The organism is Saccharibacillus kuerlensis DSM 22868 (assembly GCF_000378145.1).
Classification (GTDB): Bacteria; Bacillota; Bacilli; order Paenibacillales; family Paenibacillaceae; genus Saccharibacillus; species Saccharibacillus kuerlensis.
On record NZ_KB899287.1, the window covers coordinates 1 to 14344 of the forward strand.

Annotated in this window: 9 protein-coding genes and 1 pseudogene; 1 reads left to right on the forward strand and 9 read right to left on the reverse strand. The window is 45.6% G+C overall.

The window, feature by feature from the left end:
• Positions 1–232: pseudogene (locus tag F456_RS24670) on the forward strand (IS110 family RNA-guided transposase); the annotation flags it as partial.
• 620 nt (positions 233–852) lie between these two features.
• On the opposite strand, the gene F456_RS0112370 reads toward F456_RS24670, so the two are convergent.
• The 9 genes from F456_RS0112370 to murB form a co-directional block, all read right to left on the reverse strand.
• A complete protein-coding gene (locus tag F456_RS0112370) occupies positions 853–1614 on the reverse strand; it encodes a hypothetical protein (protein WP_018977351.1) in 762 nt (253 codons plus the stop codon).
• 178 nt (positions 1615–1792) lie between these two features.
• Positions 1793–2911 (reverse strand): hypothetical protein, encoded by a 1119-nt coding sequence (locus F456_RS0112375; RefSeq protein ID WP_018977352.1) that lies wholly within the window; start codon positions 2909–2911, stop codon positions 1793–1795.
• A complete protein-coding gene (locus tag F456_RS0112380) occupies positions 2904–4355 on the reverse strand; it encodes a DUF5677 domain-containing protein (protein WP_018977353.1) in 1452 nt (483 codons plus the stop codon). The genes F456_RS0112375 and F456_RS0112380 overlap by 8 nt, the downstream gene beginning before the upstream one ends.
• A 391-nt stretch (positions 4356–4746) precedes the next feature.
• Positions 4747–6384, reverse strand: coding sequence for a GGDEF domain-containing protein (locus F456_RS0112385; RefSeq protein WP_018977354.1), 1638 nt, complete (start codon positions 6382–6384; stop codon positions 4747–4749).
• 187 nt (positions 6385–6571) lie between these two features.
• Entirely contained in the window at positions 6572–7336 is a 765-nt protein-coding gene (locus tag F456_RS0112390; RefSeq protein WP_018977355.1) for a GTP pyrophosphokinase, read from the reverse strand.
• Positions 7337–7668: 332 nt separating this feature from the next.
• Positions 7669–8796 (reverse strand): hypothetical protein, encoded by a 1128-nt coding sequence (locus tag F456_RS0112395; protein ID WP_018977356.1) that lies wholly within the window; start codon positions 8794–8796, stop codon positions 7669–7671.
• A gap of 60 nt (positions 8797–8856) precedes the next feature.
• On the reverse strand, positions 8857–9849 hold the full coding sequence (locus F456_RS23640; RefSeq protein ID WP_018977357.1) for a hypothetical protein: 993 nt from the start codon (positions 9847–9849) through the stop codon (positions 8857–8859).
• Between the two features lie 253 nt (positions 9850–10102).
• Positions 10103–13069, reverse strand: a complete 2967-nt coding sequence (locus F456_RS0112405) for a chitinase N-terminal domain-containing protein (protein ID WP_018977358.1) — start codon at positions 13067–13069, stop codon at positions 10103–10105.
• 157 nt (positions 13070–13226) lie between these two features.
• Positions 13227–14249 (reverse strand): UDP-N-acetylmuramate dehydrogenase, encoded by a 1023-nt coding sequence (gene murB, locus F456_RS0112410; RefSeq protein WP_018977359.1) that lies wholly within the window; start codon positions 14247–14249, stop codon positions 13227–13229.
• Positions 14250–14344 lie beyond the last annotated feature (95 nt).

A 14344-nucleotide genomic window follows, 5' to 3' on the forward strand; every position in this document is an offset into this window, starting at 1 on the left:
TCGAATATCGAAACGGGGCTCTTCGTACCTGCGAACGGCGCTTTATCAAGCGACCGTAGCCGGCATTTCCAAGCAGATTCACGGTCCGCGAAATTCGATTCTTTTTCAATTTTATCAGCAAAAACGGGACGAAGGCAAACCGGCAAAAGTCGCGATTGTTGCAGCTTCGCATAAGCTTTTACGCATTATTTTTGGTATGTGGAACTCCGGATCGGCCTTTCAAGCTCATTAAGTACTGAAATTGGATATAGAATCCATTTTTATCTACCTTCCAAGGTAGGTTTATTTCAGTATGTTCCATTTGGACAGCTCAATGATTGTTTTATGAAAGGCTTGACTTTGATTAGCTGGTTTATGTGTTGCTTCTGTCTTCCTGCGTTACCCTCAAAGGTTCCTTCATCGCCGGGCATACTCCGGTTCCGAGTCCACTTCGTCTGCTTTACTCACCGCCGGGCGTGCTTCGGTTCCGAATCTGCTTCGTTTGCTCTACTCACCGCCGGGCGTGCTTCGATTCCGAATCTGCTTCGTTTGCTCTACTCACCGCCGGGCGTGCTTCGATTCCGAATCTACTTCGTCTGCTTTACTCACAGCCGGGCGTGCTTCGGTTCCGAATTTGCTTCGTTTGCTTTACTCTCGCTGGGCGCGCTTCGATTCCGAATCTGCTACATTAGTTTGATCAGCTCTTTAACAATTCTCAGCTTTTAAATTGCTCTTAAATCTGCCCTTAGAAGTTACACATAACGTTCCTGTATTCACGACTCGACGTATGTCGAGTGTCCGGCGTATGCCGGACCCAGGGCGTATGCCCGCAGCGTGAATATTATGTTATGTGAAGTCATTTCTTTATCTCCGCTATACTTCTTCAGTAATAAATATCGGATAGGCTAATAAATCATTAACTCTTGCTTCTTTATTGTTAAAGATGAAGCATTGCTCATTTGTAATATAACGTTTTCTATATAGGCAAGTAATCTTTTTAGTCGCCCCTCGTTTTGCTCCTAAGCCAACCAACTTATCTATCGGATGTCGTTTATCGCTACGTCCGAATTTCTCTTCTCCCGCATGCAATATGGTATTTAAAATCGGTCTTCCTTCTAAAAAGTTCACAATGGATTGGAGTGCAGAGCATCCTGAATACATATGCGAGTATTTTCCATTGTCCAACCACATTTGTGTTATATACAAAAAAGTCCCTGTGTAGTTATAGATCAAGTTGCCTTGCTGTATATCATCTGTATTAGGATCAGATATCCAAAGAGCAAAACCATCAAGGTAAGGTGTATCTATCAATGATTCTTTAGGAAAAAATATTTGAGTTGCTTTGGTTGTTTCAAGTACAAAAGCTTTTCTATTCGGGTTGAAACCATCGTGCATGTCCTTAGGCCTGCTTAAATCTAATTGTTCATTTTCTCTTAAATACTTAAGCAACAAATCGATCTTCTGAGTTTTATTCATCTCTAATTTGAAATCTTCTTCACTAATGTCTGTTCTAACTCCGGTAATACCAAACGATATTAATTTTTTCCTTCTATATTCTTTAGGAAAATATTTCTTAGGAAGTTGCTCCAAATATTCATTTAGTAATTCTTCATTAACAAAAGTATAATGTCTCATTGCTTATAATCCACCTCGTGTATATGATTTCACATAACGTTCCTGTATTCACGACCCGACGCATGTCGGGTGTCTGGCGTATGCCAGACCCAGGGCGTATGCCCGCAGCGTGAATATTATGTTATACGACGGAATCTCCTTCACTGATTAGCTAGACCCTTTCTTTTTACCTAAGCTTTTAATCAACAACAAACGTATCAGTTGTTGATTTTTCCTCATCGAAAAATCCTGCTACAAATTTCTCGAAATTGTTGTCTATTATTTCTACCAATTTTTTGAGTTTCATGTTTGTAAAGTTCAAATTTTCCTTTTTCAATTCTTCAAATATTTTATTTTCTAAATCATACTTTTTAATGGCCTCGTAATAACTCTTAAAGGCAACATCGTGTACTTTTGATTCATCAAAATTCCTATAAAAAACATGAGCAATTGCACATTTTAATAACATACTTGAAACTTCTTCATTCTCTCCAAAATTCGATGAAATTTTAAATATATATTTGAACGCGACTTCGAATCGTATATAAGGTATCAACTTATATTCCACGCTTAAAAGCAAAGTATCAAAGGCTTGAGCTAGGTAACCGAAAATAGTAAGATAAAAAACTTCCGCATCCGTAGCATCTTTTGAAATAGGTAAAATAGCTGAGGCTCTATAGGCCTCAAATCTATTTATAAGACTTAAATCACTCTCCTCTTTTTCTGAAAAAATAATGCTTTCTGCAATCCCATCCGATAGTACATTTTTAACTTCTTCAATCGTGCTCAAATTCTTATAAGTTTCTTTATTTATGTTTTCTTTAAACATGCTGAAAAACGCTTGATCCGCTGCCTCATAAACAAACTGGTTAGTTTCATTTAATAGTCGAAAAGGCAAGATATAAATGATCCCAAAAGCTTGCTTTATAATTTTCATATTATCTTTAAGGGTAGCAATAATTTGATTTTTCATCTTTTTCTCAAAATCCAAATTTATATTGTTGCTCCTAACCATTGTTACATACTTATATATAGGATCATCCCAAAGGTGATATTTCCCTAATGATACAAATGGAAAGTGTTCACCATCATCTATATCTAAAATTGTTGCTGATGTAAAAACATATGCACTATAAGGAGGAAATAAAAAGTGTAAAATATTTTGAAGAATTTTCTTATTACGTTCCCAAAATACTAAAATCTCATCAATTACTGCTTCTGAATCCTTCACATATATATTGTTCACTGCATTTTTCAGAACTTTATTGTATTCAAGCTGAATAGAATTCAACTCTTCTTCAAGCATGTTATTATTCATTATCATTCCTCCCTAATGCAAGATGTGTGGGAAGTCCATATATCCCCTCCAAAACAGAGAGTGTTTTATTCATTACTCCTACACAATCATCCCAAACACTTTTCAATTTTTGATTGTTCTCTATGTCTGGTATGCAATGATACTGGTGTGAAGGAGAGTTACATTTTACTAAAGAGCTTTCTCTGATAGCTCCCCATAACCCATGTTCAAAGGCAGAATCATAATCGTAGTAGTAATTAAAAAGATCTTGCTCGTCTACATCTTTAGCTTTTAACCGAACATTTTGTTTATTAAAATAAGATGTGTCCATATCGATAAAATCTTTGTTTTTGTATTCGCTGACTAACATATCCATATACTCATAAGAAACATGACTCGATGGTAACTCAACTCCTGATTGTCTATATCTTTCCACAATTAATTTGTATTGACCTATCCCATAGTATTGATACTCGGTCCAAATATCACGGTGTGAAGCTTCATGCTTGAGTAAATACTTCATCATTATATAATCCTCAATTAAAACACGAGTAATACTTCTGCCTGAAATAGTATGAAAAAGGTTATGCTCAACTAATTCTAATAATCTTTTGTACGAATAAGTTACTATCCCTAAGAGTACTAACATTTTATTATCAAGAGGATTTATTGAGGTGAGTAAGCTTGTATAGTATTCTAAAATCCTTTTTACCTGACCCATATAAATTTTACTATCAGGCGGGCTTTCGGTAAGATCAATATAATACAGTTCGCAATCACTCATTCTACTCACTGCCTCCCAAAAATAATCTAAATATTTAGCATCAAAATTTTCAAGTTCTAATAGTATTAACTCAGTTGCACGAACACGTGGACGAATGCTTCTCATTTCTTCATCTTCATGAGATAAGTGGGGATATTCAAGAATCGCTTCAATCGACGCAGAAGGCATTTTTAATTTCCCAGATATTAAATGAAAGTAAAGAACCATAAAACGAATATCAGTAGAAAAGTTTGTCTGATGATCACTTGCTTCTTCCATTAAAGAATTAATACATTTAACCCTCTCTTCAACTGATGCAGAAGACTGAAATTCACTTGAAAATATTGGATATTCTGTATAAGTAAAAATCGCAGTAAGTGGAGCTAACACTTGCTGATCTATGATCGTTAACATATCTTCAAATAAATATTTTTGAATGCTTATATCTAGATTCAATATCATTGAAAATCTAGGAGCTTCTAATTCAGGTGCTTTTTCTCTCAATATTTTGAAAATAGCATTGCATTTTTGCAAGCCCTCCCTTCTACCATAAAATCTTATAATTAGACCTATCCAAAAGTATTCTGGCAATCTGCCATGAAACCAAGAGTTCTCTCTGGTAACTTCGCTCAACAACTCATTCCATGGCGTAATGAATTTCCCTTTTCTAAAAGTGTGATCGGAAAGTTTGCTTTTCTCCATATGTATCCTCCTAATTCAAATTTTAAAATTGAATTTTGTAGTTTTTTATTAGTAGTTAAATGATTTCTCTATAAGATTCTGTCGTATAACGTCTTATTTACGAACTTCGTAAATCCCTTTCATCCTACGATATTCCCGAACTTCGTAAAATCTACTTTTCGCTGGGTATTCCCGAACCTTCTTTCTTCGCCTGCTCACTCAGTATATCAGTTGATGGAAAATTTGGAAATCCATATTGAACGACAAAAAGTCCGCCTCTCGTCATTCGAGAAAGCGGACTTCAGTTCATATATAGGGCAGATAAAATGTATGACTGACCGTACTTTTTAGAAAACTTGCGGAAGATATAGTCAAACAGCTTGATAAGTCACAAAATACCGAAAATAGGCTTCTATTCGTAACAGTCGCTGAATACAACCCGATCTTTGCCGCTCCGTTTAGCCATGTACAGTCGACGGTCAGCAATTTCGAGCAGTTCCGTAGAGCCGATCGATCCGCCGAAAATGGTGTGTACACCGATACTGGCCGTTACAGGCAGAGTACCGGTAATCGGACTCCAATCTGCGCCCCGGATCGCTCGGCACATCCGTTCAGCTAGCTCGACTCCCTGCTTCTCATCGGTACGTGGGAATATCGCGATAAACTCTTCTCCGCCCATCCGTCCAACGACAGCCGGCTCGGCTGCAGCTACCGACAAGATCTTGGCTACGTTGATCAATACCATATCTCCAACAGCGTGAGATAACGTATCGTTCACTCGTTTGAAGGAATCCAGATCGATAATTGCTAATGTGATCGGATCGCCGGATGTGCGCGCTTGGATCAACAGCTGTTCCAAATATTCGTCGATAAACCGGCGGTTGCGCAGACCGGTAAGCGGATCGCGCAGCGCCATTTCACGGAAAAGTTCGCTGCTCTTGCGCGCTTCTTCCGCCTCGAATACTGCCTGGAAGATGCGCGCTTTTACTTCTCGTTCGGCAGAACGCAGTGCTTCCGAATCAGCATGGTAACGTCTATACTCTTCGTACGCTTCCTTATAGAGATTCGCCGCTGCATACAATTCGGCTTGACGCAGTCTTACCTGTACGGACAACCTTGACAATCCGTGCGCTTCACATAGATGGCGAGCTTCGTCAAGCATTGCCTGAGCTTCGTTCAGCTTGCCTTGAATAAGCTGCGCTTGAGAGACAGTCAGCATGCACTCCGGCAGAGACGCCAACTCGCTTAAACGCCGCTCGGAAGGATCCGTAATAACCGGCAGCAGTGTTTTCTCGGCTTCCTCAGGCCGCCCCAACAAAATTTCCCCTTTGGCGATCGTATCAAGCTGCATCGCAATCAGCGGAAATCCATGACGCTCGGACAATCTGCGGATCTGCTCAATTAACTCTGCCGCTTTTTCAAGATCTCCCAGGTCGTAATAAGTGAACGCCATATTGTTAAAAGCAAACAGCTCAAACTGTACGTCCCCCGTTGCTCTGGCAATCTCCAGCACCTCGTCAAATCGCTCTTTCGCATCTTCGTGTGATCCGGCCTCATCAAGCGACAAAGCCAGCATCATAAGATGATCTGCACGAGTCGCCGGGGCCACGTCGGACGGAAGATGTTTGAGTCCGCGCAGGGCATTCTCGAGCGCACTGTCTTGATCACCCAACCGACGGAAAAAGCCGCCAAGCAGCCGGTGGCTGCGCGCCAAAATATATTCGTGTTCATTCTTCGCCGCCCAAGCATTGATTTCGCGAATCAAACGACCGCTCTCGGCAACTTGTCCTTGACGCCCCAGCACATCGGCATGGATAAGCCGAGCGCGCTGCGTTAGATCTTCGCGTCCAATTCGGGAAGCTGCACGGAGTGCCTGCTGAACCGGTACAATTGCAGAATTGATATCGCGATAAGGCTGTATTTCCAACAAATCGAGGACACGCCCAAAATCTTCCGGTGTACAGCCGTCCGATTCGAATTTGCGGGCGAGTAGGTTCCAGTCCGGCTGCTTGAACTGTGTCCCTTTATGGTACAAATGTTGATCCGGCATGGTGTCTCCCCCTTATAACAACAGCAATTCCGTCCACTCTGCCATATTTTTCCTGAGGCAAGTGTTCAAGTACATTTTATATTAAAGTGATACAGCGTTAAAATCAACATTTTTATGCATAATTTGGACTAGTCTATAGGAAAAAAGACTGAATGGTTCATTTTCCATTTCAGTCTTTTTGCGGATATTATCTTTGCCCCAATATGTCTAACAATGTGCCAGGAATTCGGAATTGCTGTCCATTGATATGAATCGTCTTGAGCATTTCGCTTTCTTCTGTATCATGTGCATCCTTAATTGCCTGCACTTCATGCTGAAGCCGTTCCATTTGCAGATCGAGCGAAGCGGCAGAATCAGCTGCAGCTTTTAATTCAGTCAGCAGCTCTTCCGGTACGTCTTTATTGTATTTATAAAAGATTTTGTGCTCCAAGCTGGCCCAGAAATCCATCGCAATCGTACGGATCTGAAGTTCTACGCAGACCTGTTCCGTCCGATCGGATAGGAAGACCGGTACTTCGATCAATAAATGAAGGCTGCGGTAACCGTTGGACTTGGGTGAGGTAATATAATCTTTGATCTCCAGCACCTTCAGATCGTTTTGTTTCTGAAGCATCTCGCTGACTTTGTAAATATCGGAAATAAACGAACAAGTGATGCGCAGACCCGCAATATCTCGGATATGGTGTTTGATCGATCCCAATGAAATCTCATGCTGTTTGCGAAGCAGCTTGTTGACGATACTTTCCGGCGACTTTAGTCGGGACTTCGTATGCTCAATTGGGCTGTAATCGTGCAGCGTCTGAAACTCCTGTTTCAGAATATCAATCTTTGTCTCCATTTCATCCAATGCAAACTTGTAAGTCATCATAAAACGCGTGACCTCATCGTGAAATGACTTAAGCTGCGCCATCGGAACATTTTTGTTACTCAAATCCAAAGTATTATTTTCCATGACATTCACTTCCGTTCCTCTCTGCAGGGGACAGCAGGACAAGCGTCCGGTTGCCCATCAAATATTCGTGAAGCCGAAGTATCCACGCAAAGGACGAGTCGGTTCCGGCAGGGACATACTCCGAGACCTTCGATTCATCATCGCCCGAATTTCCGAATCACATTCGGTTGACGCACCCGCGAATTTGCGTATATACCTTGAATATCGGTTATTTCAAGTATAGTAATTACCCCGAAGTTTTACAAACTGCCAAGCAGGACAATAAGCCCTGCCGAAAATCTCAACAGGGCTTCCTGACTAGTATGCACAAATTCGCAGTTACACAGGCTTCTTTATTCGGGCGTCAGAAGGAACTGTCGGAACTCTTCCAAACTTTTGAATTTCCGAATCTCGATGTCCCGGCCGCGCAAATAACGCTCAAGCGAGATTTCCAGCCAATGTGCCGCCGACTGCAGCGGGATCAGATTCGCTGGATCAAGCAGCGGAACAAGTGCAGGAAGTTTCGCCCGTTCAGCAATTGCCCGTCCTTCCTGCGCAGCTTCTTCTCCGGACTTCCGCTGCCCGGTTTCATAGAAAACGAGAAAACGATTCAATTCACTCTCTGCATGTACTGCTGCGAAGAATGCCCATTCGTAATCTTTTCGCTCGCAGGCAGTCTGCACTTTATCCAGCATTCCCTTAAACTCTTCAAAAAATCCGCTTCCGCGTTCCAGGTTCTCTGGCACTTCCGAATTCAGCTTACTGCTCTGCTGGGAGATTAATCGTTTGACGGAGTCAGTGAGTTCTTCGCAGGCTGCGACAATTTCCCTCGAATCGGCGCTGCGAAGAATTTGATTCAATATTCCTTCTAGATCCACAGGACGAATCGCAAGATCGTAGAGCTGCGTCAGGTTTTTGCCCCAACCTTTCAGAAGATAAGTGCGATTAAGAAGCACAATCGCTTCAAAAACAGGCATCATGATCTCAAAAGCCTGCAGTCGATAATAAGCCAGAGACTGCCCTGTTCCTGCACGCTTCAGTTCATAAAGTACGGGATAAATCTCCTGCAGCCGCTCCTCTGCACGGCGAATAAACACATCGTCTCCTTCAAAAGAGCGTATGTCCTTGATTTGCATCTTAAGATTATTGAATCGTTCCAAGTCTTCATCAGAGCGGACATAAAGCAGCTTGCAGTCGGCCAGTATACCGGCTTGCCCATCTTCCAGCCTTGCCATCTTCTCCGCCCTTTTCCAACTGATTGGCCAGAAATCGAAGCTGATCCCATTCAGTATAAAGGTCAGCCCTGCCCGGCAACCGTTCGGATTCGCCGGAATGAAGAAAAAGTCGAGATCGGAACGTTCTGTCGCTGTTCCATCAAGATACGAACCGTAATAAGCGGCTATCGCCACATCTTCAGCATAATCTCGCCGAATCCGCTCTATCAATGCCGAAGAAACATCAAATACATTCAATTTGTCCATGTTCCCTTATCCCCCGCCTCTCCGTTGTAGCCACCTGAATATTCAATTCCGTACTCCCTTTTATTTCGCAGATACCGTCATAGCTAATGCTTCGAGCGGCACTCGCTGCGTCTCGAGCGTATAGACAACGCTGCCTTGGTTCCAGGATATCCTATTTTGCACGGTATTGCCGCCCTGCTGATAATTAACTTGAACTCGGCCTTCATCGTCAGGAACAGGAAGCGAGTGACTTTCCAAATAGTTCACCATCTTTTTCGCAATACCGGCCTGGTCCATCTTATCTACACTTAGGGATTGGATTTGGAGTGCCCAACGGCCCTCTTTCCAGGTCAGATACTGGGTACCGGCAGCACCTTCCTTCATGCCCCCAATGCCGTGTCCCAGATCGACAGACATCTCGCTTGGAATGTTGGCCATATTGGGAGTATCGAAAAAAATATCTTCCTGATTCAGCGGATCTTCGTAAGTTTCAGCGTTCAGAACCGCAACAATTGGTGTTTCACCGGTGGGAGCCAAGGATTCGTCGCCGACCGGTACGGCTTCTTCTGTTTCGTAAAAGACGACATTGAATGCACGGTCCTCATTCTTCTCGATCGATGCAGTGAGATAATGCTCGTTTTCAATTTCAAATTTTGTCGGCAGTAACGCCTTAGTAAACTTCAGCTCTGCCCGCACCTGATCGATTACGCCTGCTTGATCCGGAATGTTTGTATCTTTCGGCTCGTTTTCGGGCTTTGATTGTTCAGTCTGGCCTGCTGTTTCATTTTCTTCCATCTCGCTGCCGGAATTAGTGTCCGTTGTTCCAGAGCTTTCTCCGAATGCATTTCCATCCGTTGCCGTACCGGTTCCGGGCAGAACGCCCGCACCTCCGTCTGCCGCCGCAGCCTCAGCCGGAGCATTCGCTTCGTTCGGTGCATGGTTCGACGAATTGGTGCAGCCGCCGAGTGTGAGCGCCGCGATAAGCACGACGGGTCCCGGCTTGATCAGTCTGCGGAAGCATGGCATCTGTATTCGGCGCTCACCGGTTTGCTGTCTGTACGGTCTTTGATTCATTATCATCGCCTCCTTGTTTCGTAACTTTTATTACCCGTAGGCAAAGACGGCGAAAAATACTCTTAGCTCAGAGCCCCTGCTGCCGAATCGTTATTGATCTGCAAACTGTAAACTTGTTCCTCGGCGTAGGGGACCTTACTGTTCGGCTGCACTTGGCGAAGAGATCAATTTTCATAAAAAAAGGTTCCTCGCTCCATCTTACGGAGCGAGGAACCTTTTGCATGTCGCGAATCCAAAACAGTTTCTTCACTGCTTAGGCTGCTTTGTTACCTTTATTGCCGTTACCGTTGCCATTTCCGTTACCATTGTTGCCATTGCCGTTTCCGTTGTTGCCATTTTTTCCGTTATTCTTCTTGGCGCCTTCCGTTACTTCAACTGTGATGTTCTGAGTCGAAGTCTCGCCTGCGGCATTTTTCAATACGGCTTGATATTCGTAGGTACCGACAGCTTTATCGGTAATCTTCGTTACCGCGCTCTGCGCGCCCGGCGAAGCCGCATTCAGGCTCTGGGTATCAATCAGTTGGCCGTTCTCGTACAGCTCGTACGAAGAAGCGTTCGTGCCCCACCAGAGGTTCATCGTAATGTTGTAACTGCCGTCGCGATCCCAGTTGTCATGGGACAGTACAGCTTTGGCAGGGGAAGCATCCGTAACATTAACCATCAGCGCATTGCTTTTTGTCGTGCCGAAGCGGTTCGTAAGTTCCAGTTCATACACGTACGTGCCATTCTTCTTGTCGCTTACCGGGAAAGTCAATTTCTGCGCACTTGGCGTTGCATCGGTCAGCAGACCGCTGTCGATCAGTGCACCGTTCTCGTACAGCTTGTACGAAGAACCGTTATTACCCCACCACAAGTTCATCGTTACCGTATAATTTCCATTGCGAAGTCCTGTATGACCGCTGTCGGAAGTCAGAGTCGGAGTTCCCGGAGCGGCTGTTGCCGGACCATAAACTGGAGGCTCTTCGACTGGCGGCTCTTCTACCGGAGGTTCTTCGACTGGTGGTTCTTCCACCGGTGGTTCTTCAACTGGCGGTTCTTCCGTTACTGTAGTAGGTACAACATCGGCTGCGCCGCGCGGCTTCAGCTGATAGCTGCCGCGGAAGATCGACGCTACACCTGTAATATCCAGCTTATCGCCTTCTGCATAAGCGAAATCGCTCTGCGTCAGACCGGTACGACCGTCTACGCGGATAAGTGTCTTCTGACCGCTTTCCGATACGGCATCAAATTCGAACGAGCCTGCCGGCGAAGCCGATACGATGTTCGATACTGTTACGTTCTTTAACTGGATCAGCTGACCCTGATTGGCGTCTGTTACAGTGTCGGCTGCAGCCGGCTGCGGCAGCTCGGCCGTTCCCGTCTTCTCGATTGATACGGGATCAATCAGTTCAAGCTCTGTGTTGTACAGTGCCAGCGGCGCTGTCACGCGAATCGTGTCGCCCTGCTGAAAACCGCTTTGGCTTTGGTAGACATAAATACCGCCCGTTGTGTCCTGCAGATAGAATGCCTGTCCGCCAAAAGCACCCGGCTGCGTCGTGACGACGCCTTCCAGCGTCACAACCGTACCTTCAGCCTGCGTACGAGCGGAAGCAATCGTGCTCAGCTCGGGAATCTGACTGCCCGGCTCTTCAATTGCGGGAAGAGGCTCTGCCGGTACATTGGCAAGGGTTACGCTTTTCGTCAGCAGATTGCTGCCGTTCTGACGCAGACGCAGGTTGGCTGCTCCTGATGTACCCGGCTTGATACGCACGGTCAGATCTTTATAAGCAACGCCATTGTCATCGGCCGTTGCGCCAAATGTCTGGCTGTAGCCGTAAGAGGTCGGCCAAGTGCCGTCTGCATTCTGGACCATGGCAACTTGTGTACCACCCGCCACATAGATTCCGGCACTGAATCCCGACACTGTCGAATTAGGCGCCAGGTTACCGATTCGCACGCGAATCTGGAATTCCTGTGCATTCGGCAGCTGATCCTGATGGATCAGGCTGTATTCAGGCTGAGTAACCGTGACGGACGAACCGTAAGAACCTGGCTTGAATGTGGAAGCATCCCACCATTTATAGCCGGCTGCAGGAGCGGACCAAGGTTCCTGCTGCGGTTCAGTTGAAGCCGCAGGCTCTTCGAACGGCAGCAGTGCCGTCGGCTGATCAAGCGTCAGATTTTCTACTTGTGTCAGGCTGGTGTAGTTCTCCTGCTCCGCAAGCCAGTCGATAATATTAAGCAGAAGGGTTGCATCGTCGGCTTCTTTGAAGCCGTCATATGTTGTCTTCTTCGTGCCCGTTTCTTCGCGCAGATATTTTGGCGAAGCGTCTTCGACCGGCGAAGAGTCACCAATGAATGCCGCTTTGCCCAGACCGACTTTCGAAACGGCTACGTAAGGCCCTTCCTCAACGCCGCCACCGTTGTATACGCCTTGGTCTACCGCATTGCCCCAAGCCGCGTTAGTTTTTGGCAGATACACAATACCTTTGGCTTTCTCAGGATCGATAATGGCCAGCGTCGAGCCCGCGTGCATCGCGACGCTCTGTACGCCTTCCGTAATACCGAACGACTGATCGGGAGCAACAATATTCGTCGCATCAATATTGCCCAGTGCATTGTAGCGAATACGCACGCCGAAATTCTCTCCCAGCCAGTCGGAACTGACGACATCCTGCATAGCCGCAGAGTTCCGCTCTTCTTCGCTCATTCCTTTGGCCGGATCTTCCCAAGCACCGCGGCGATAGCCGTTGATAGCCTCCGATCCGTCCCAACGGTTTTTGTTGCGATCCGCATTATAATGATCGGCGATGAAGAAAATGCTGCCTCCGTCTTCTACGTACTTAAGCATGGCATCCTGCTCGCTCGACTTGAATGGAATATTCGGTTCTGCTGTAACGAAGACATCATATTCCGCCAGATCCGCATATGTAATCGGCGTTGTTTTGCGCAGTTCTTTGACATAATAGCCGTTACCCGCGATTCCGTTGCCGAAGTCCGAGAAACCACCGTCAATAACCCAGTCTGCCGCTCCTGCCGTCTGTGCATGCGTATTGTCGAACAGTACTTTTTTGCCCGCATTGTCGTTAACGACCTTCGCTTCGATAAACGGTGCAGGGTCGCTGGCCGATTCAGCCGATACTGAAGATGCCGAGAACAATCCCGTCTCCATCGTTGCAATCACCGAAAGCGCCAACATCGCTTTTAACCCTTTAGACTTGAACAGCGAAAACTTTCCCACTTAACCGCCTCCTGTTTGGATCTGGTTTGAACACATTTTTTCGTACGTCCTGATTTTGGTATCAATCTGTCCGCTACTCATTTTAGCATGTGTCCGAATGGGAAAGTTCATTGCTGCGTAAAAGATTGAAGCAGAAGTGTAAAAGTCTCGTAAAACATTAAACGATAACGAGTTCCGGTTCCGGTACAAATCCGAACTCGCCTTCCACCTTCTCCTGAACAAGCTTCACGAGATCGGTTACGTCGCTCGCTTTTGCCCCGCCGCGGTTCTGAATGATGTTGCCGTGGTGATCGGAAATCATTGCTCCGCCGCGTACGGTTCCGCGCAGTCCCAGCCGATCCACCAGCTTGCCCATCGGTTCTCCAATCGTATAATTATTTTTAAATACGGAACCGCAGGAGGGATAGTCAAAATGTAGTTTGCCCGAACGATCCGCAATGACATCAAGCAGTTCCTGACGCACATGAAATCCTTGTTTTGCCGCGACATTCAGCTCGTTTGTATAATGGCGGAAATAATCGGGAAGCATGGAAGAAGGCAAGTTTTTCGAACGAAGCTTGGCGAACAGCTCGTTCGTTTGTTCAGATGTCAGCTTCGGATCTTCCGGCAGTTTGAGATCGGCGCCGACGACAATCCACGGTCTGCGCATGAAGATCGACGTCTTATAACCGTACTCGCAGCTGCTCAGCGGAACGGAAATGATGCCTTTTTCCGGATGTTCCTTATCGATGACATAAGCCGTTTCCAGCACATCGCTGATCTGATGGTTGAAATATTTCGCATTCATGTAAATCCCCGCTCCAAGCGTTCCCGGCAGCAGGAAAGTGAAATCGAACGAATCGATGCCCGTGTACAATCCGAACAGCGACAGCAGCGTCATCGACGTTCCTGCGGATACGAACAGGCGCCCCGGGAGCAGCTTGAACTCGATATGCTCCTTCAGCGAGAAAAACAGCATTTCGTCGTCAGGATGATCCGGGAACAGCGTATTGGAGCCCATTCCGAACAGGAAAGGGTTCAGCCCTTTGGACTTAGCGCCTTCCAGCATGGCCGCCACTTCCTCCAAGGTATGCGGAAGAGCCAGATGCCGGGCCTCTCCTCCAATCTCATATGTCGAATAGTCCGCCAAGTTCACGCGGCTGCGGCACAAGCGATCGAATAACTGGTTTTGCGAAGTCATATTTCTTAACTCTCCTTCTCGAATTTCCCAATTTCGGAATTCCTCTATGAATAATCAGCGTTTCGCATTGACGAAAGCCGATAAAACGTCTAAAA

What these genes read in the sequence shown, in the direction of transcription:
- F456_RS0112390 (WP_018977355.1), bottom strand. Translation starts at nt 7,336, where the DNA reads ATGGAAAATAATACTTTGGATTTGAGTAACAAAAATGTTCCGATGGCG.
- F456_RS0112375 (WP_018977352.1), bottom strand. Translation starts at nt 2,911, where the DNA reads ATGAATAATAACATGCTTGAAGAAGAGTTGAATTCTATTCAGCTTGAA.
- F456_RS0112370 (WP_018977351.1), bottom strand. Translation starts at nt 1,614, where the DNA reads ATGAGACATTATACTTTTGTTAATGAAGAATTACTAAATGAATATTTG.
- F456_RS0112385 (WP_018977354.1), bottom strand. Translation starts at nt 6,384, where the DNA reads ATGCCGGATCAACATTTGTACCATAAAGGGACACAGTTCAAGCAGCCG.
- murB (WP_018977359.1), bottom strand. Translation starts at nt 14,249, where the DNA reads ATGACTTCGCAAAACCAGTTATTCGATCGCTTGTGCCGCAGCCGCGTG.
- F456_RS0112380 (WP_018977353.1), bottom strand. Translation starts at nt 4,355, where the DNA reads ATGGAGAAAAGCAAACTTTCCGATCACACTTTTAGAAAAGGGAAATTC.
- F456_RS23640 (WP_018977357.1), bottom strand. Translation starts at nt 9,849, where the DNA reads ATGAATCAAAGACCGTACAGACAGCAAACCGGTGAGCGCCGAATACAG.
- F456_RS0112395 (WP_018977356.1), bottom strand. Translation starts at nt 8,796, where the DNA reads ATGGACAAATTGAATGTATTTGATGTTTCTTCGGCATTGATAGAGCGG.